The organism is Mucilaginibacter corticis (genome assembly GCF_007558865.1).
Taxonomy (GTDB): Bacteria; Bacteroidota; Bacteroidia; order Sphingobacteriales; family Sphingobacteriaceae; genus Mucilaginibacter; species Mucilaginibacter corticis.
Map to the genome: position 1 here is coordinate 706581 of NZ_VLPK01000001.1, position 19288 is coordinate 725868.

The following is a 19288-nucleotide window of genomic DNA, read 5'->3' on the forward strand; positions in this document are numbered from 1 at the left end:
CAAGTATATTTTACTTCGGCTTTAAGATGATCGATTTTTTAATTGCCGAGGTGTCTTTGGCTACACTATCCTTTTTCAGTTTAAGATTAGGCGGTGGCACAGCTAAACTGTCTTTACCTGTTTTTATAACGGGTAATGGTTTAGTAAGCGTATCGCGTTTTAAATTAAGGGTAGCCGGTTTGTTAGTGGCCGTATCTTTATTTAGTTTGATATCATGAGGTTTACCTTTAACCGTGGTATCTTTATCCGCTTTTATGTTACCGGTAGTATCTTTTTCTACATGCGCATGACCTGATCCGCCGCCTGTACTATCCTTACCTGTGCCGACGCCACCCGGTTTCTTGGACAACGGCTTACCCGATTTATCGGTAGCTGCACTATTTTTACTTTTTAAAGCTTTTTTCCGGTTATATGAGGATAAAATCGACGCTTTTGATACCGGCCTGTCTTTGGGTTTCCAGATAAATCCTTTCAGGATCTTGTTGTCTTCTTTAACCTTAGCAATGGGCAGTCCTTTGGCCTCATATTTTTCTACAAAAGCATTACTGGCTATTTCGCCCTTATCAAAAGTAAAATAGGCCTTGCCGCTTAACGTTCGCGACATATCTGTTACGACGTTTTTAACCGTATCCCGTTTAAAATAGATGGTTTCCGCGTTGCCTATAATTACAAATGTGTTTAGCTTACCATTTTTAAACGTGCCGTGCATTCGCTTGCCCCCCGCCTGGTTAAACACCGTCGAGTCATTTTTTTCGATATTCACGATAAAGGCGGACGGGTACATATCCAGGTTATCCAGCTTTCGGTTCTTCATCTGAAGGTTCACCGTATCGCCAGATAGCTGCGACGACTGTGTCCAGATCATTGGGTTGGTATACATACGGATGGTCGAGTCGCTACTGGCATAAAACATCGAATCGGCCTTTGCCTGCAGGTCTGATTTATATATTTTGGCGTTGTTATACGCGTTAACTATCCTGATCCTTGCTGTATCACTCAAACCTTTTGGCGCGTGCAACGCAAGCGAATCCAATCGCTTCTGCTTTAAAGAATCGGCAACCTGTTTCTTTAACAGGGTCGCTTTTTCTGCCTTGCTCAATACTTTAGGTTTCGGAGGATCGGGCTTACCAAAATAATCGCGGTGGTAAAAGCTGGTATCAACCGGCAACTGCATTGGCTCATACTCAATAAACTTTGGCGACTTGGTATAAACAATGGGCGCGGCTTTTTTTACTACCTTAGTTGATGTATCCACGTGCGTAGCATCATATTGCTTTTGTTTCAGGATCTTTAGATCCTTGTTGGTAATTATCTGCGTTTTTAAAGTATCGGCCACTAAAAAAAGCGAGTCGTAATGAATATTGGGCCGGGGTTTTTCTATTTGCTTTAACGTGTCTGCAAACCTGTAAACTACTTTATCAAACAATATGGGCGGTGGCGGTGTCCGAGCAGGTACATTAACCGGCACATGGGCATTGGCAGCAGGCTTTGCTTTTGCAACAACTTTTGGTTTGCCCGATTGTGAAATGGCCGGCTGTGGCGTTTTTACAACTTTAGGGGGTGCCATTTGTTTGATCAGGGAGTCTGTAATGCCTTTTACCGAAACATTATTTTTAAGGGCATCTGCCTGGTTGGCAATTGCCGGTAATTGTTTGGCGGCCGCAGGCAGTTGTTTGGTAACAGAATCTGTCACACCTTTTAAGGTCAGCTGTTGATCTTTGGACTTGCCTTTATTTATTGCCGTCAGCTTTTTATTCAGGCTGTCCGCACCTGTAAGCGCTTGTTTTTTTATTTCTGCTACGGTGTCAACCTTTTTCGCGCCTGCTTTTGTTGCTGTGCTATCTTCCGTCACAAATATCATATAGGCATTTTGCGTTACAACGGCAAGTTCATTCTTCTTAAAATATTCGCCGAGATCGCCTTTTAACGTTATTTTCTGTTCGCTGTCATTAAAGGTTACGTGTTTAACCGCCTTGCCATAACCTTTTAAACGATCGTAAAATAAGCTGTCGCCCCTTAGTGTTTTGGTTAGCTGTGTATATAAATTCCTTTTGCCGAAAAATGCCTGTTCGGTAACGGTGTTATAAGTGCCGTTTTCGGTATACAAGTTGTCTTTGTCTTTACCTAATATGATCGTGGGGCCGTAAAAGTAAGAGATACGGGTACCGGAGTTGTAACGCATGGTATCCGTTTTTATAACGGCATCCGGCGTAGTACAGATCACATCGTACTTAAAATAGGCGTCGCGTGTAAAGGCAAAATAATAGCCATTTGTACTGGTCAGCGTATTCCCTTTATTTACCAGTTTACCACCATCGGTATAGATCCCTATTCTTGTTGCGGTATTGTAAGTAAAGTTATCGGTCGTTAACGTGGCGTCTTTATCAACCATAATAACATGATTGGTTAAAATGGCAATTTTGGTATTGCCGTTGTAGTTTAGTTTGTCTGAATAAATATGCACGGTATCGCCCTGGTTTATCACCACATGGCTAAACGCGTCAACCATGTTCAGATCAGGGTAAAAATAAGCGCTGTCTGATGTCAGCGTAGAATAATCCTGTTTAAATACGCCATTGTGTACCTTGATGATCCGTTTACCATCCGCGCCCGGCATTGACTCCATTGTGGTCGAGCTAATCAAGTTCACTTTTGATTTGCTTTGGCCCCAAACAGACACCGTTACCAGTAAAAACAATAAACTTAAAACGTATTTATTCACTACTGCAAAATTAGTTTTTTGTCGGGGTTATTAAATTAATAATTTTGATGATGCTCCCGGATAAAAAATTTGCCGATTTTATTAACCAAAACAAGCTGTTTGAACCTGCAGACACTATACTGACTGCCGTAAGTGGTGGTATGGATTCTGTGTTGATGGTTCATTTATTAAAATCATCCGGCTATAACTTTGCTATTGCGCACTGTAATTTTCAGCTACGCGGGCAAGAAGCAAATGCCGACCAGGAGTTTTGTAAAGCGCTTGCCAACGCGCACCAGGTACCTTTTCACACCATAAACTTTAACACCCAGCAATATGCCGAAACCAATAAAATATCTATCCAGATGGCCGCGCGCGACCTGCGGTATACTTGGTTTGAGCAAATAAGGCAACAATATAATTATACCGCCATCGCGCTTGCGCACCACCAAAACGATGCAATTGAAACAATATTGTTAAACCTGGTACGCGGCACAGGTATTGCCGGGCTGCACGGCATTTTGCCAAAAAACGGGTTATTGATAAGACCGTTGCTGTTTTTAAAACGAGAGGAGATAGCGCAACTAGTTAAAGATAATGGCTATAATTATGTCGAGGACAGCTCGAATGCCTCGGTAAAATATGCGCGTAACAAGCTAAGGCATGAGGTGGTACCAAAGCTTAAAGAGCTTAACCCGCAGCTGGAAAAAACTTTCGAAAATAACCTTAAGCATTTCAGGGAGTTGGAAACATTGCTTGAGCTGCGCGTGGCCGAATTAAAAGCACAATTATTTACCTATCGGGATAGCGATGCGTTTTTACAGTTGGATGCGGTCAAGGCTTTGAATCCATTAAGGCTGCTTTTATTTAAACTATTGCAGCAATATGGATTTAATGAAACTACGGTTGATGATCTGATATCGGCACTAAATAAACATTCGGGCAAAGTATTTGAAGCAGCCGGTTTTAAACTGATACTTGACCGCGATCAATTGATCATCACCCCAAAAAGTAAAACCGTATTTGAGCCGTTGAGCATAGCCACTACCGATCACAGCTTAAACTTTGGCAATTATAAATTAACCGTATTGCATGACGATACGCCCTTGATCATTAAAGACAATCCCATGGCGGTTTCTGTTGATAGCGCTAAACTGGTTTACCCGCTAAGTATCCGGGCGTGGCAGCAAAGCGACAGCTTTTATCCGCTGGGGATGAAAACCCGCAAGAAATTGAGCGACTTTTTCATCGGCCTTAAAATACCTTTGCATGAAAAGGATGAAGTGCCTTTATTAGTAAACGGCAACGGCGAAATTATATGGGTAGGTGGCTATCGCCCCGACGAACGTTACAAAGTATCTGAAAACACCAAAAAAGTAACTATCTTCGAATTGTATAAGATATGAGCGAGAAAACAATTTACACCGAGAAACAATACCTGGGCCGGGAATTTATCCCGCTTTCTATACGTTTGGTATTGGCTATATTTTGTTTTGCAGCCTACGCTTTAACCGATCCGGGCGATAAAAATGGCGACCTGCTTGCCGTAGTTGGTTTTGCTATCCTGATCATATCTATCATCATGGGGTTCCTGTTACATTTCAGGACACGGGTTGAAAACAAAAGCATTTTTTTGAACGGGCTGTGGACCACCCGCCTGGTAAAAATAGACCTGAACAGCATTGTTAAAGCCGAGATTGCCCCGTACAGCCGTTATTTATTTAACAACCCCGTTTATAACCTGCATAGCAAAGGTACCATACGCTTTTTTGCCGCCGGTAAAGATGCCCTGCACCTTACAGACCGTGATGGCCTGGTTTACATCATAGGGTCGCAACACCCGCACGAGTTACTGCGCGCTGTAAAAGCCGAAATGAGCGGCAAGTTATAGTGCTTACTAAAAACCGTGCTTTTTAAACGGTTCTGTAAAAAATTTATCTACTAATTTCTCAAACTCATCCTGGTGTTCATAAAGCGTGGCATGGCCCGAGTTGGGTACTATCCATAAAAAAGCGTTAGGTATGTTTTCATAGATCTGTACCGTGTGGTGCACCGGGATCAGGTCATGGTCGCCGCCGATAATGAACGATGGGGCTTTGATAGCGTGCAAGGCACTTAGCGGGATGTTTGGTTGTACCCAATCCAGCATAAATATCTTGTAAGTGTTTTTATCGCCGGCTTTGGTTAAAGGCATCCGCTTTTGCCAGTTGTTGTAGTCGCGTTGTTCGCCTTTCCAGTACGATGGAATAAGCCCGGTAGAATCGGGCCATAAATTAGCACCGGTTGATGCCAGTTTTATCACTTTATCAGGATGCCGCATGGCCAGCACAATTGCGTTGATACCCCCATCGCTCCAGCCCAAAACATAAGCCGAATCAATATGCATCGCCGTAAGCAAAGCGTCAAAATCATCAGCCATCTGTTCAAAGCTTAACGAGTCGCGGTCGTCTTTACTGCGGCCATGTGCCCGACTGTCAACCGCAATAACTTTGTATTTTTTAGCGAAATAAGGTATGATACCGCCAAATGCGCCTATGCTGCCACCATTACCATGGATCATTAACAGCGGTTTTCCGCTGCCATAAACCTCGGTGTACATTTTAATGCCGCGCACACTGTAAAATTTGCCCACGCTATCATTACTACCATAATTGATCTTTTTAGACTGACAAAAAGCGACAGATGTAAAAAACAATAATATCCCTGAAAATAAAGTGATCTTTTTAAGCATTACTCTTTGGTGTTTTTAATAATAAAAGAAACTATTTGTGCAGGGTCACGAGGCGTTTTCGGAAAATGCCCTTCGCCGGGGATGGTGATCACCGTCATACTGCCGCCAAGCGCTTTGTAACGTTGTTCGGCCACGCGGGTATCAGTTGCCAGCCAGGGATCGTTAGCGCCGCTTACGTGCAGCGTTTTAATACCTGCTTTTGCCAATGGCGCCAGTGTATCTATAGGTGCTTTCTTTTCCATCAGGCTGCGCATAGCCACATTATCTGTATAAATGCAGGATACCTTATCCGGGTTATAGATGGCCCATTCGTATGCCTCGCCACCATAAGCGCTGGTACCCATCATCACCGGTTTTTTTGAAAACCCTTTACCGATAAGCGTGGTGTAAATATTATCCCAATCCTTACCTACCGGACCAGACTGCGAAGTGATAGACGGAATCACAATGTAATATCCCTTAGCCAACAATGCCTGCTCTACGGTTGCATCGCGGCCAATTGTCCTGTCGGCCCTGAAAACCCAGGGATTACCCGCGGCAGGTTTATTGGGCGCTATTATCGTCAAGCCTTTAATACCGAATATAGCCTTGATCTTTTGCGTGTAAACAGCGTAGGTCGGTGTAAACCATGGCCCGCGTACGGTGGCGTACGTATTTTCTTCTTTAAGATATTGGTATTGGTTCTCTAAGTTGTAGTAATAAGTTTTTTCATAGACAGCAGTATCTGCAAACAACGGGTCGTTTACTGCCGGTTTTATATTTTGCTCCACCCAATCGGCAATAAACTTAGAGTTACGGATGCTATGCGGATGGTGCGGCGTACCTTCCTTGATCATCATGGTCATGCGTCCGCCAAACCGCAGGTAAGCATCTTCAATAGGCAGGGTATTGGTTGGCAGCAGAAAATCCTCAGTACCTACCAAACTCATTACAGGTATATCATACTTGACTAACACGCTTAATTTAGCGAAACTCTCCGGGCGGATAGCCGGGTTGTCGGCATACAGGCAGGACACCTTGTCGGGGTGTGTCGTGGCCCAGGCATACTCATTAATACCGCCCCGGCTCATGCCGCTAAACGCAGGCTTTTTTGATAAACCATGTTTGGTAAAGAAATCATACCAGGCATCCCAGTGTTTATCGGGGTCGATATTGATGTAAACCACATGAAACCCGCGCTTAAGCAGTTCAACTTCTGACTGCGATTCATGATCCCAATAAAAACCACGCCAGGTGCAGGGGTTACCGGCAGCAGCAGTTTTAGGCACGATCACAATACAGCGGACCATTCCCTTTGGCGTGTTGGCATCGTTCATCCCTGTGCCCTCCTGGGGTGTGGCCTGTATGGGTTTAATGGTCATGGTTTCCATATCCATCAGGTAATCGTAACGGTCAAACCCATGCCAGCTGGATTTTTCTCCTTCGAACGTGGTAAGATTTTGTGCCGATATTTTATCCGTAATTAAAAAAAGCAGGCAAAGCCCTGTTAATATAGCTTTGAGGTTGGTCTTCATATTTAGGTTTATAATTGGAATACCAATTTATTAATACGCTCATTACTAAAGTTAAAGCATTATTGCGATTTTATAATCTATTTTAACAAAGGCAACGCGGGCCAAATTTTAAACGTATTGTTTAAACATTAAACAATAACCCTTTGCCTTGAAACAAACGTTAAGCAATATTTTAAACATACTTGAACAAAAGGAAAAAACAAAGCTGGTTAAGCTGATTGCGTTTGACCTGGTGATGGGAATACTTGACGTAGCCTTCCTTGCAGCAATGCTGGTGGTGATCAATTTTTATACAAAAAGCCAGCAACCTGCCGCTATTTCTTTTCTGCCGGCGGCTTTGTTAAACCGCGACTCGTTATTATTAATTACCGTTTTCCTGCTGATGTTCGGTTTAAAAAACTGGCTGGGCTACCTTAATACCAAAGAGCAGCAGCATTTTTTTTATGACATATCCTCAAGGCTATCCGATCGTAACATCCGGAATTATTTGAAAGACGATTACCTGCGCTTTGTCAATATCGATTCGTCCGTATTGATCCGGCGGATCAGCCAGCAACCTATCGAGTTTAGTAATTATATCCTGACCAATGTACAACAGGTAGTATCACAGAGTATCCTGATCCTGGTAACGGTTATTGGTATTTTGCTTTGGCAGCCGGGCTTGTTTTTGATGCTGTTTTTATTGCTGACACCACCGGTAATATTGCTTGGCAATTTTATCCGCAAAAAGCTGCAATCAATCCGTAACAGCACGCAGGTTGTCAGCCAGAAAACCATACAGCATTTGCAGGAGTCGCTGGCCGGATATATAGAAAGCAATGTTTACCGCAAGGATGATTTCTTTGTAAAACGATATAATGATCAACAGGTTCAGCTCAATAACAATATCGCCACACAACAAACCCTGCAGGGCCTTACCTCACGCCTGGTGGAGGTTTTTGCCATATTGGGCTTTTTCATTTTAATAGCTATCAATAAACTATCGGCAGGGACACCATCCGTTAGCCTGATCACCATCGGCGTTTTTATGGCCGCCAGTTATAAGATTATACCCGGCATTGTTAAAATACTGAACAGCACCAGCCAGATAAAAACCTACAAATTCACCATTACCGACCTGCAACCTGCCGAAAAACCGATCACTATTGTTGATGAAACCGTACCGCTTACATCCATACAATTTGAACAGGTAAAATTCAGGTATACCGATCGCAAGATCTTAAACAATATCAACTTCGAGATCCGCGCGGGTGATTTTGTGGGACTGTCGGCGGCATCGGGCAAGGGTAAAACAACCATCATACACCTGATGCTGGGTTTCCTGAAACACCATAAAGGCAACATCCTGTTTAACGAAGAAAAAACCAACTGGATAAAAAGGCAGGGCTTTTTAAGCCGGGTATCTTACGTAAAGCAGCAATCGTTTATCATCAATGATACTGTACTTGAGAATATTACTTTGACCGATGGCTATTACGATGCCGAAAAAATAGATGAAGTATTGTCTTTTTGTGGGTTGGAAAATCTGGTAGACCAATATCCTGACGGCATAAACGAATTTATAAAAGAGAACGGCAAAAATATAAGCGGCGGCCAAAGGCAGCGCCTCATGCTGGCAAGGGCTTTATACCATGATTTCGACCTGCTGATATTAGACGAGGCATTTTCTGAAATGGATGAAAAGTCAGAACAGCTTATCCTTTCAAAATTGAAACAACTGGCAAAACAGGGTAAGATGATCATCCTGATCACCCATAACAATGCCAGCCTGAGTTTTTGCGATAAAGTAATTTCATTTGATGTGGCTTATGCGTAAAACACTGGTCATACTAACGCCCGGTTTCCCCGAAAATGAGGCCGATACCACTTGTATCCCCGAAAGGCAGATCTTTGTGCGGGTTTTAAAAGAAACCTATCCCGAGTTGAATATCGTGGTAGTGAGCTTTCAGTATCCCAATCAACCGCGTGAATACCGTTGGAACGGTATTAAGATCATAGCCCTCGGCGGAAAAAACAAAAGTGGCCTGCATCGCCGCATGACCTGGATAGGCGCCTGGCAAAAACTAAAAAAGCTTAATAAAGACCACGAGGTTATCGGGCTGTTAAGTTTCTGGCTTGACGAATGTGCTTTTATTGCCAACAAATTCTCTAAAAAGTACGCTGTAAAACATTATAGCTGGCTGCTGGGCCAGGATGCACGGCCGGATAACAAATATGTTAACCAGATCATGCCCGACGGCGAAAGCCTGATAGCATTGTCCGACTACCTGGTTGATGAGTTTGAAAAGAACTACGGGATAACCCCAAAACACGTAATTCCCGGTGCTGTAGATATTACTTTGTTTAAACCTCAATCTACACAGAGGGATATTGATGTATTAGGCGTGGGGTCGTTAATTCCTTTAAAGCAATATGGCTTATTTATCGAAACCATAAAGTTTTTAAAAGAATCTCATCCTGATGTTAAAGCCGTTATTTGCGGCAAGGGGATAGAAATGCAAAAGCTTAAAGACATGGCGGCACTTTACCAATTAGAAAACAACATAACCTTTAAAGGCGAATTGAGCCATCCGGAAATACTGGAACACATGCAGCGGTCAAAGATCCTGCTCCACCCTTCAAGGTACGAGGGGTTTAGCACGGTGCTGCTTGAAGCGTTATATGCCGGGGCACACGTGGTTTCTTTTTTCAGGCCCATGAAGGATGTGTTTTTACACCATCACGTGGTTAACAATATTGATGAAATGAATGCTAAAACCCTGACCCTGCTAAACGATACAGGCAGGGGCCACGACCCGGTTTTAGTTAACAGCATGACCCAAATGGCCGATAGTGTGGTAAAATTATTCGGTAACGAGCTTTACAGGGAAGTGGCAATATCCTGAATTTTACGTGCGATAGCTTTAAAAGACAAATTAGCTTCGAAATAGGCAAGCGCCTTGGCCCGCTCTTTTTGCAGATCAAGTTTTTTGGCTTGAATCAGGGCATCAAATAACTGTACATCATTTCCGGCTGGGTACAGCAGGCCAATGTTGCCGTTATTAGTAATCATCCTGAAAGAAAAAATATCCGTAATAACAGGTACACACCCGCATGACATGGCCTCGCAAACCGCCGTGCCGCTGCCTTCATAATGCGAACCTGAAACTACAAAATCAGCGCTGTTATACCAGTAAAGCATTTCTTCGTTGGGGATTTTACCGATCAGTTTTATAGCGTTGGAATTGGGCGTGGTACTTAATAGCTGTTTAATTTGAGGCAACAATTCTTCTGTATGATAGAGCATATATAAGTATGCACCCGGGTTTATTGCGGCAAACTTCAGGAAAGCTTTGATAACCGTTAACGGGTCTTTATTTTGATCTAAGCGGCCTACCCATAAAAACACCCGTTCACCCTTAATGTTAGTTTTTGCTCGCGCGATATCCCTGTCGACAGGGTAAAAAGCCGAAGACATTTCCATCACCTCATGAATTTTATCCGGTGATCTTAAATTCCCGTTGCTTACCCATTCCATCCCCATCGCTTTTGATGCAAACAGGTAGGCGCCAACATATCGGTCAGCAATTTTCTGTAAAAATTTTCTTGGGCCATTAGCTGGCTTTTCGGCATGGTGTTGCACAATGATCTTTACACTTTTATTAAGGATCAATCCTAAGTGGATCAACTGCAACGGCACATGCAGGCCATGAACCAATACAACATCAGGTTTCAGGCTTTTTACATACTGGTTAATCCGGTAAGAAAAATAGGGTTCTTTACTATTAAAGTTTACAAAATGGTGGTGTATCCCGCTATGCAAATATTTCCCCTGGTAGCTGATCTGTTTTATGCAGATAACCGTATTGGTTTTGCCCAGGCATTCCAGCAATCCGTTATAACTACCGGTACGCTTTAACCACGCTTCGGGTGTGGTATAATCGGGCGAGTAATTATAACTGATAGAAACAAAGACCATGCTGTTGGCAATTTAATTTTTCTGATGGATAAGCGGCACTACTGTAAGCAACCTTAAATGAACTACACCCGTATTTGAAATAAACATACGTAACATATACTTGTAACTAAGCGATGGGGTTGTCTGTAAAAAATATATTTTTCAAATACACGGATATAAAGACCTTTTTTATAACCCGCCTTACCGAAAGCCAGATAGCAGAAAAGGTTTTGATAAAAAAGGGCAGCATAGTTATAGATGTTACCCAACGTCAAAGTATGATCTGCCTTGATCCGTTTTGCATTTCTGTTTGGTTACCTTCAGCGCAAACAGGCGCCTTTAATGCTGGTGGGGCGACCTTATTTTTTAACAAGGGGGGCAAAACCACCGCATCCCTAAAACTTAGCCTGATAGAAACAGTACCCACAGATAACGGAACATTGCTGCTGTATAAAATTGAGCAGGTAAAAAATCACCAGTTAACGTTGATACACCGGGTAGCTTTGCTGGGCTATTTGTTACGCTCAAAGAAAAACACTTACCGAAGCCGAAGAGTGATCAGCGCATTATATTCGTACCCCCGTAAGATCATCATTGTATCCTACCAGGACAGCGAATATTACAATATTTTCCCGATGGATATCCAGGGCTACATTCCCGAAGAGGATATTTATATATTAGGTTTGCGCACCACCAATGTCACATTAGATAAGATCCTCGCCGCAAAAAAAGTAGTGATATGCGAGAGTGACGAAATGGATATTGAAACCATTTACAAACTAGGTAAGCATCCCAGTACATCGCCCACAAAGAAAGAGGAAATGCCTTTTGGTATAACAGACAGCGAACTGTTCGGTTTCCCGGTGCCGGCTGCCATAGGGGGGTATAAAGAGGTTGAGATATTTTATAACCGCAAAATGGGCTATCATATGTTGCTGGCAGGTAAAGTGGCAAATAATAAGGCGATTAGAAAAGAGCCTGCATCACATTATCACGTAGGATTTTTGCAATTTCAAAAAAGCGAATACCAAAGCATCGAGGGCATTTATTAAAGCCTTTCCTCAAAATATATCTATATCGGCAAAAGTAAATTTGATGTTTTCTATGCTGATACCTGCTCCCAGGTCTTTAAACCCGATAGCATAAGACGGATGTGCAGGATAATGTTTGCTAAATAATGAATACAGTTTGTTTTGCGGGCTTACCTGGAAATGAATTTCCCCTATACCCAGTTTACGGGTAAGCGAAATCAATTTCTGCATCGTATCCTCAAAATCATCGCCGATATTTTCTATATCGCCTATATGCAGACCGTTTTGCAGTTTGACCCATAGAAGAGCTTGCCCAATCCGAATAACAGAAGTGCCTGTAAACGTTTTGTATTTTAAATATCGAGCGTCGCGATATACGCCGTTGTAGCCATCATCTAATACAGAATTGGCGATACCATGTTGTGGTACTAAATGGTCTTTCAGGATCCACTTCTGGTAATGCTGATAAATAGGCTTTACTACAGTGAATTTATTGGCTATCCTTTCCAAAGGGAACCGCGTTTTAACCGGAACTTTAAAGCGCAGCATTACTTCAGGAAATTGCCATCCTAATTTGTTAGCTAAGCCCGGGAATGAGTTTTGGTTTGGAAAGCCAAATATTAATCGAATCCCTTCCGCCCCACAGATACGGTAAGTTTGTTCGGCGAGTTTTACAAATAAGCCCAATCCCCGGTAATCCGGATGCGTCATCGTATCGACAGATTGCGCTGCCAGGATAGTGCCGCCTTTATACCAAAGCAATGTTGGGACAAGTCCGTAGAACGCAATGGGCAAATGCTTTAAATTATAAGCAATGAAACCAACGTGGCTTGTGCCGGTATAAACCGTATCATACTTTTTTTGAAAAAACCCTAGGGGCAATTCGCGCCCGTAAACCGCCATGTTCAGTACAGCAAGATCGGCTATATTGCTTACGCTTAGCCGCTCAGTTGTATAGGTTTTGGCGGCGTTAGTCATATTTACGGGTAATGGTTGCGTATAACTGGTTAACCGGCGAAATGAATGGATTTACAGTAAAGCGTTCGCGCAATGTTTTATCTGAGGCATCGTTAGCATTGTAAAAGTCCATTGCCAAAAGTTGGTCATACCCTGCTTTTTGGGCCTGATGTATTACCTGCTGGTCATAGCTGCCATAGGGGAACGCTATCCTGTTAACGGGTTTACCGATCAAATCTTCCAAATATTGCTTTACTTTCTGTAGCTCATACAGGGCGTCGCAAGGCGTTATTTTAGCCAGGTCATTATGGTAATACCCATGTGCTCCTATTTGTGCAAATGGCGACCGGGCTAATTGTTTGATCTGCTCGGATGTCATTTGCAGCCAAAAATCTTTGTCGGCCTCCTTGTTTTTAAATGGTGAGATCCAATAAAGATCTTTCATCATCCCTGCCTTATCTTCAAAGCCGGCAGCACGCAATTCGTCTTTGAGGGCGGTGCCATTATCGACAGAGAAGTATTGATCGAACCGGCCTTTATAGTACGCTTTATTTTTATAGGTAATGTTTTTGGGACCATACTTACTGACAATGCCCAGGAAGTCATTCCACAAAATATCATCACCCTCATTGGCTATCCCGGTAATGAAAAAGGTAGCCGGCATCCGGTACTTTTCAAGCAGCGGCAAGGCATATTTATAATTATTGGCAAAACCGTCATCAAATGTTAGGCAGACGTTAAATTTTTCATCGCTTAATTTCCCGGCGTAAAAGTCATCCAGCGAGACTACGTTACAATGTTTCTCATAAAGCTTGAGGTGCGCCTCAAATATTTTTGCAGTTAAGAATATGGGGTTGAACCGGGTATGATCTTCTTTACAAATGCCATGATAGATCAGGATCCTGCTGCCCCGCGCGTTTTGGTAAAAGGACTTATCTAAACCTAAAAAATACGACATATCACGCTTAAGCCCTTTAAACTCCCGGGCCAATTTTGCACGTATTTTTGAATAAAGGGCCATACAGATTTAATTAGCCGTTACCGGGAAGTTAGCTGCCGGATAATATGATTTTACCTGCTTTATTAACCCCGGCAAATCGCCCTGTACATATTTATGGGCACCGTTTACCGAAATTTTGCTATATCTATCCAGATTGAGATGTTTAAGCTGGCCGAGCATACTATCGTCAAACAAACGAATTTCATTAGCATGCACCACCAATAATATCGCAGCCGGGTCGGTTCCGTAAAAAGAATCGAAAGCCGATTGACCTTCTTCTTTTTTGGCGACTACAATAGTCCCGTTATTTGTTTTTTTACCAGCTGTACTGCCTGAATGTAATGAATCGTATAATTCGGCATCGGTAAGCATGTTTGTTTTGCGTGCCAGGCGGATATGGTCCCAGATATTCCAGTCACCGGTAAGTGTAGAATCGGTACCGAACAAAATGGTGGTATATTTTTTAAGGTGATTGGCAGGCGCGGTTTTATTCAGCAAAAAATAGTTCGACTCGGGGCACCATACCAACGCTTCAAATTTTTTTGCCTGCGACGGGCTCATGGCAACCCCATGTATGCCGATCAGTTTTTTATTGATCAGGTTCCAGTTCAGCAACTGGTCTATTTCATTTTTCGACGATTTATCGCTGCCTTCGCCCACATGGATCACCGCGGGTACCTTTCTTTTAAACGGGTTGTTAAGCTTGATCTTCCAAAGTTTTTCAAACTGTACCGAATGGATGCTGTGGCATTGCTCTACATTAATTGGTGCGTTAACGATATCCAGTTGTTCGCCGTGGTTTACCACCGTAGTAACACCACAGAGCAGGTTTTTAAAGATCCCCCAGTTAACCCGCAGGTCAAGCGGCACCTTTAAAACGGCTGCAATTTCATCCTTATAATTTGCGTGGATATAACTACCCCACTCGGTATAGTTGTTGTATACCCTATCGCCTAACTGAGGGAACAAATTAAAATCTAAATGGTCATGCCAGTTAACCAAGCCCGGAAAAGCTATTGCATCTGTAAAATTTAATTGCAGTTCGCTCACCGCATGTTTATCGGCAGGTATAATTTGCCCGTTCTTTAGTTGAATATTTACCGGGCCGTTACTGTTAATGGTAGTAACATTATTTAAGATCATGGCTTCTTCTAAGATGTATGCCATAAATAATACGCGAATCTTTAAATTTCTCGTAAACCGGCAAAGCGTTTTTAGCCTCGTAATAATGCTTTACAGATTCGTCAATTTTCTTTTCCAACTTATTCACTATCTGGAACCCTTTTTTTAACAGGACCCCTTCAATATCATACACATAATGCACAAAGTTTTGTATGGCAATACTGCTGCTGTTATGCTGAAAGGTCCGCCTGCCACCAAACGCCAAAGCGTTAGGGTGAAAATCGGTAATAATGATATCGCTGTTATATTTTAAAATGCGGCCCCATGCCTGTAGGGCCTCGTCAATGTTTTCAATATGCGCCACGGTAAGCGTCGATACGATCACATCATAAGTAGCCGCTTCAATATCAGAGAACAGGTTATCGGTGATCTGGTTGGTCTTTGCTTCGGGGAATTTTTGTTCTAACCGTTTCAGCATGCCGGCAGAAACATCAAAACCTGTAATGCCTGCCGGTTTGGCGTCAAACATTTTTGGCCAGTGCCTGCCTGTACCGCAACCAATATCGGCAACCTGTTTACCTTCTATATTAATTTCTGAAAGTAGTTCGGCAAATACTTCTTCATCCATATCCAGCATCAAATTGCCGGGTTGCGCATCGTAATTTTCTGCCCAAAGGTCGTACGCTTCAACCGACTGTTTTTCTTTTACCGGGTTAAAAAAACGGTTCTTAAAAGCAGCTACCAGGCTGCTAAACGGGTTGGCGGTTGCAATGGCGGTATTCATAATTCAGTATTTTTTAAGGGCATACATAACAATTACGGCCTGCTATTTACAAAGGTTGCCCCGGCAATTTATTTGATTTAGTGGGCAACCTTTGATTAAAACAGGGCGTAACCCTTTTGATAATTGTGTAATTGTTGATTAGTTCATTTTTAATAGTGGCGGGTTTAGGGTTCCTGCCACTATTAAATTTTTGCCGCTGAAAAAACTGAAAATGAATAAAATACTGTTGTTTAATCCCAAAAGCGCTAACGCCAAGTACAGGATCCCGAATTCTATTCTAAACATCGCGGCCTCGATCGAAGGGAAATATGAATGGGTTATTGTTGATGGAAATTGCGAGGCCGATCCTTTAAAAAAGATAGAATCATACCTGGACACCGGCGAATTTAAATACCTGGGGTTTACCGTAATGCCAGGTCCGCAATTGAGGCAGGCCATAACTGCGGCAAAAACAGTTAAGCAAAAATACCCTTTTACCAAAATGATCTGGGGCGGTTATTTCCCGTCCAATCAGCCTGATGTGGTATTGTATTCAAACTTTGTAGATTTTATTATAAACGGCCCCGGCGACCACGCGTTCCCGGCGCTGATAGATGCCTTGGAAAATGATCAGCCTTATGAGTTTATTAAAAACCTGATCTACCAGGGCACAGATGGCCGCATTGTAAAAACCGCTAAAGAGGACCTGATAGAACAAGACACATTACCGCCACTACCCTACAATAAGCTGAACGAAATGTACCCTATCCCCAAGTTTTTAGGGAAAACCTACCTGGGCGAAAAAACACTAGCTTATCATTCCAGCATTGGCTGCCCATTTACCTGCTCATTTTGCGCGGTGGTACCTATTTATGAAGCACGATGGAAAGCAAAATCGGCACAGACCGTTTATAAAGACGTTAAATATATCAAGGATAAATGGGGAGCTACCGCCGTTGAGTTTCATGACAACAATTTCTTTGTATCAGAAAAACGCGCGGTCGAGTTTTCAAAACTGATGGAACCCGAAAACATGACCTGGTGGGGCATGGCCCGCATTGACACCATGAGCAAGTTTAAAGATTCGTCGTTAGAAGCTATCCGCCGCGGCGGGTGTAAAATTATATTCTTCGGGGCCGAAAGCGGTAACAATGCCATACTAGAGCAAATGGACAAAGGCGGCACCCAAACCGGCGACCAGATCTTAGAGTTTGCCGAACGTTTAAAGAAATTTGACATCATACCTGAATATTCATTTGTATTGGGTACGCCCGCGCCGACAGCTGAGCAGGTAATGGCACAAATTGATTTTGAAATAGATTTTATTAAAAAGGTAAAAGCCATCAACCCCAAAACAGAGATCATTATTTATACCTACAGCCCGGTACCTACCGAGGGGTCTGAAATGTATAAGCAGGTTTTGGCCAGTGGCTTTAAATTTCCGCAAACGTTAGAAGACTGGATAAGCCCGGCCTGGGAGAATTTCGACCTGCGTAAAAACCCGCTGACTCCCTGGTTAACCGCCGAGATGATAGACAAGATCAGGAATTTTGAAACGGTGCTGAACGGGGTTTATCCTACAACAACTGATATCAGGCTGAACGCTTTGAAACGCGCGGCCATAAAGGCTGTATCAACCTTAAGGTATAAAATTAATGTATATAAATATCCGTACGAGATAAAGCTGTTGCAAAGGGTATGGAAATATCGCCAGCCCGAGATACAGGGATTTTAAATAGATTGACCGTTGGACCTGAGTATTGAAAATAAAGCATTAAGACATTCAAAACGCCGCAAGCCGGATTTTGAAGAGCTTTATATTGCCGTAAGAGAGCATGAAAAAAAGGTATACACCGACGCGCAGTTACAATCATTACCAGATTTTGACAGCCACTCGAAAGAGTGGGAAATAAGAAAGCACTCATGCGACCGGCTGTTTGCTTATCTGCTTAAAAAAGATAAGTTTTTACGCATACTGGAAGTAGGATGTGGTAATGGCTGGCTCTCGGCAAAAATGGCGGCATTGCCTGAATGCTACGTTACCGGCCTTGATGTGAACATGGCAGAGATCAGCCAGGCCAACCGGGTATTTAAAAAGCCAAACCTTGAATTTGTGTACGATGCCTTTAACGACAACACGTTTGAAAAAGAGCGGTTTGATATCATAGTTTTCGCGGCATCGTTACAATATTTCCCATCGGTGGTGAGTGTTTTACAACAGGCTGCGCGGATATTGAACCGTGGCGGCGAGATCCACATTATTGATACACCGTTTTATAACCCTATGGAAGCCGCCAGGGCCGCGGCCCGTTGCCGCAGCTATTATGCCGATATGGGTATTCCTGAAATGGCCGATCACTATTTTCATCACGACATAAGCGAGTTTTGGGGCTTTAATTACCGGGTATTGTTTAACCCGGCGGGCCTGTTAAACCGCCTGTTTAAAAAAGATCCGTTTTACTGGATCGCTATTAATAAATAATAGAATAGATGCAATCCATAGCACATACCTACAAACGTTACCGCACGCTGCAAACGCACCGGATCTCGGCCCTGCCAATAGTAATCCTGATGCCGCATAGCGCCTGTAACTGCCGTTGCGTGATGTGCGATATCTGGAAGGACAATAAAAACCTGAAGCAGCTAACCGAACAGGATGTTACCGATCTGTTGGTATCGCTTAAAAAACTCGAAACCAGGCGGGTGGTTATGTCGGGCGGTGAAGCATTGTTGAACACCAACTTTTTTAAGCTTTGCGAGATCCTTAAAAACGAAGGCATCAAGGTAAGCCTGCTTACCACAGGACTGTCCATAAAAAACAATGCAGACCAGCTTTTAAAATGGGTGGACGATATGGTGGTATCCTTAGACGGCGACGAGGCCATGCATGATGCTATCCGTAACATCCCTAACGCTTTTAAAAAATTAAAAGAGGGTGTTGAACATATCAAGGCTTCGGATCCTACATACCGAATCACGGCGCGCACAGTGATCCATCGTCTAAATTTCAGGAATTGGCCGGCAATAATTGATGCTGCTAAAAACATGGGGATAGACCAAATAAGTTTTTTACCTGCAGATGTAAGCAGCCATGCCTTTAATCGTCAAACCGCCTGGAGCGAACCAAAACAGCATGAGGTACTGGTACAGGAAAAAGAACTGGGCGAATTTGCCGAGATCCTGATCAAACTGATCAGCGATCATGTGGATGATTTTGAAAATGGTTTTATAGCCGAGTCTGTTGATAAAATTGAGGATATCTACCATTACTATGCGGCATTTTACGGGCTAAATCCCTTTCCATACAAACGTTGTAATGCGCCGTGGGTATCAACCGTAGTTGAAGCCGACGGCAGCGTACGGCCCTGCTTTTTCCATGATACTATCGGCAATATCAGGAATAGTTCACTGGATGACATTTTAAATACCCCGGAGGTTATCAACTTTAGGCGGACGCTGGATATGAGCGCTAACCCAACCTGTGTAAAATGTGTTTGCAGTTTAAATTTATCACCGCTTGCATCATTATAGG

16 protein-coding genes are annotated in these 19288 nt (G+C 43.0%); 8 read left to right on the forward strand and 8 right to left on the reverse strand.

Features of this window, described 5'->3' with window-relative positions:
• Positions 1–10 precede the first annotated feature (10 nt).
• A complete protein-coding gene (locus FO440_RS03055) occupies positions 11–2722 on the reverse strand; it encodes an OstA-like protein (protein ID WP_144246750.1) in 2712 nt (903 codons plus the stop codon).
• A 47-nt stretch (positions 2723–2769) separates the two neighbouring features.
• Between FO440_RS03055 and tilS the strand changes: the two genes are divergently transcribed.
• Together tilS and FO440_RS03065 are read left to right on the forward strand one after the other, a co-directional pair.
• Positions 2770–4107, forward strand: a complete 1338-nt coding sequence (gene tilS / locus FO440_RS03060; protein WP_246104164.1) for a tRNA lysidine(34) synthetase TilS — start codon at positions 2770–2772, stop codon at positions 4105–4107.
• The gene (locus tag FO440_RS03065) at positions 4104–4592 is read left to right on the forward strand and encodes a hypothetical protein (RefSeq protein ID WP_144246751.1); all 489 of its coding nucleotides are present in this window, start codon (positions 4104–4106) and stop codon (positions 4590–4592) included. Before tilS ends, FO440_RS03065 begins: the two co-directional genes overlap by 4 nt.
• A 6-nt stretch (positions 4593–4598) precedes the next feature.
• Here the strand turns inward: FO440_RS03065 and FO440_RS03070 are convergent, their stop codons facing one another.
• Positions 4599–5432, reverse strand: coding sequence for an alpha/beta fold hydrolase (locus FO440_RS03070; protein ID WP_144246752.1), 834 nt, complete (start codon positions 5430–5432; stop codon positions 4599–4601).
• Positions 5432–6946, reverse strand: coding sequence for an alpha/beta fold hydrolase (locus FO440_RS03075; RefSeq protein WP_144246753.1), 1515 nt, complete (start codon positions 6944–6946; stop codon positions 5432–5434). The genes FO440_RS03070 and FO440_RS03075 overlap by 1 nt, the downstream gene beginning before the upstream one ends.
• Positions 6947–7094: 148 nt before the next feature.
• Here FO440_RS03075 and FO440_RS03080 point away from each other — a divergent pair, with 148 nt between their 5' ends.
• The gene (locus tag FO440_RS03080; protein WP_144246754.1) at positions 7095–8762 is read left to right on the forward strand and encodes an ATP-binding cassette domain-containing protein; all 1668 of its coding nucleotides are present in this window, start codon (positions 7095–7097) and stop codon (positions 8760–8762) included.
• On the forward strand, positions 8755–9831 hold the full coding sequence (locus tag FO440_RS03085; RefSeq protein ID WP_186292558.1) for a glycosyltransferase: 1077 nt from the start codon (positions 8755–8757) through the stop codon (positions 9829–9831). The genes FO440_RS03080 and FO440_RS03085 overlap by 8 nt, the downstream gene beginning before the upstream one ends.
• Here FO440_RS03085 and FO440_RS03090 read toward each other — a convergent pair.
• Positions 9807–10904 (reverse strand): glycosyltransferase family 4 protein, encoded by a 1098-nt coding sequence (locus tag FO440_RS03090; protein ID WP_144246756.1) that lies wholly within the window; start codon positions 10902–10904, stop codon positions 9807–9809. The two genes, FO440_RS03085 and FO440_RS03090, sit on opposite strands and share 25 nt — an antisense overlap.
• Positions 10905–11017: 113 nt before the next feature.
• Between FO440_RS03090 and FO440_RS03095 the strand changes: the two genes are divergently transcribed.
• Positions 11018–11935, forward strand: coding sequence for a hypothetical protein (locus FO440_RS03095; RefSeq protein ID WP_144246757.1), 918 nt, complete (start codon positions 11018–11020; stop codon positions 11933–11935).
• Positions 11936–11944: 9 nt separating this feature from the next.
• Here FO440_RS03095 and FO440_RS03100 read toward each other — a convergent pair whose 3' ends face one another.
• From FO440_RS03100 to FO440_RS03115, 4 genes are read right to left on the reverse strand one after another with little or no spacing between them, the layout of a single operon-like run.
• Positions 11945–12892: a GNAT family N-acetyltransferase gene (locus FO440_RS03100; RefSeq protein WP_144246758.1), complete on the reverse strand. Its 948-nt coding sequence runs from the start codon at positions 12890–12892 to the stop codon at positions 11945–11947.
• A complete protein-coding gene (locus FO440_RS03105; RefSeq protein ID WP_144246759.1) occupies positions 12885–13892 on the reverse strand; it encodes a polysaccharide deacetylase family protein in 1008 nt (335 codons plus the stop codon). The genes FO440_RS03100 and FO440_RS03105 overlap by 8 nt, the downstream gene beginning before the upstream one ends.
• A gap of 6 nt (positions 13893–13898) precedes the next feature.
• A complete protein-coding gene (locus tag FO440_RS03110) occupies positions 13899–15038 on the reverse strand; it encodes an amidohydrolase family protein (RefSeq protein WP_144246760.1) in 1140 nt (379 codons plus the stop codon).
• On the reverse strand, positions 15001–15777 hold the full coding sequence (locus FO440_RS03115) for a class I SAM-dependent methyltransferase (protein WP_144246761.1): 777 nt from the start codon (positions 15775–15777) through the stop codon (positions 15001–15003). The genes FO440_RS03110 and FO440_RS03115 overlap by 38 nt, the downstream gene beginning before the upstream one ends.
• A gap of 211 nt (positions 15778–15988) precedes the next feature.
• On the opposite strand from FO440_RS03115, the gene FO440_RS03120 reads away from it, so the two are divergent.
• Genes FO440_RS03120 through FO440_RS03130 form a run of 3 tightly spaced genes read left to right on the forward strand, consistent with a single transcriptional unit; the run spans position 15989 to position 19287 of the window.
• A complete protein-coding gene (locus FO440_RS03120) occupies positions 15989–17491 on the forward strand; it encodes a B12-binding domain-containing radical SAM protein (protein ID WP_144246762.1) in 1503 nt (500 codons plus the stop codon).
• Positions 17492–17503: 12 nt separating this feature from the next.
• Positions 17504–18238, forward strand: coding sequence for a class I SAM-dependent methyltransferase (locus tag FO440_RS03125; protein WP_144246763.1), 735 nt, complete (start codon positions 17504–17506; stop codon positions 18236–18238).
• An 8-nt stretch (positions 18239–18246) separates the two neighbouring features.
• Positions 18247–19287 (forward strand): radical SAM protein, encoded by a 1041-nt coding sequence (locus tag FO440_RS03130; protein ID WP_144246764.1) that lies wholly within the window; start codon positions 18247–18249, stop codon positions 19285–19287.
• The last annotated feature ends 1 nt before the right edge of the window (position 19288 follow it).

Coding starts and splice junctions, on each gene's coding strand:
- FO440_RS03075 (WP_144246753.1), bottom strand. CDS start 6,946: ATGAAGACCAACCTCAAAGCTATATTAACAGGGCTTTGCCTGCTTTTT.
- FO440_RS03065 (WP_144246751.1), top strand. CDS start 4,104: ATGAGCGAGAAAACAATTTACACCGAGAAACAATACCTGGGCCGGGAA.
- FO440_RS03100 (WP_144246758.1), bottom strand. CDS start 12,892: ATGACTAACGCCGCCAAAACCTATACAACTGAGCGGCTAAGCGTAAGC.
- FO440_RS03095 (WP_144246757.1), top strand. CDS start 11,018: ATGGGGTTGTCTGTAAAAAATATATTTTTCAAATACACGGATATAAAG.
- FO440_RS03115 (WP_144246761.1), bottom strand. CDS start 15,777: ATGAATACCGCCATTGCAACCGCCAACCCGTTTAGCAGCCTGGTAGCT.
- FO440_RS03090 (WP_144246756.1), bottom strand. CDS start 10,904: ATGGTCTTTGTTTCTATCAGTTATAATTACTCGCCCGATTATACCACA.
- FO440_RS03130 (WP_144246764.1), top strand. CDS start 18,247: ATGCAATCCATAGCACATACCTACAAACGTTACCGCACGCTGCAAACG.
- FO440_RS03070 (WP_144246752.1), bottom strand. CDS start 5,432: ATGCTTAAAAAGATCACTTTATTTTCAGGGATATTATTGTTTTTTACA.
- tilS (WP_246104164.1), top strand. CDS start 2,770: ATGATGCTCCCGGATAAAAAATTTGCCGATTTTATTAACCAAAACAAG.
- FO440_RS03105 (WP_144246759.1), bottom strand. CDS start 13,892: ATGGCCCTTTATTCAAAAATACGTGCAAAATTGGCCCGGGAGTTTAAA.
- FO440_RS03085 (WP_186292558.1), top strand. CDS start 8,755: ATGCGTAAAACACTGGTCATACTAACGCCCGGTTTCCCCGAAAATGAG.
- FO440_RS03120 (WP_144246762.1), top strand. CDS start 15,989: ATGAATAAAATACTGTTGTTTAATCCCAAAAGCGCTAACGCCAAGTAC.
- FO440_RS03110 (WP_144246760.1), bottom strand. CDS start 15,038: ATGGCATACATCTTAGAAGAAGCCATGATCTTAAATAATGTTACTACC.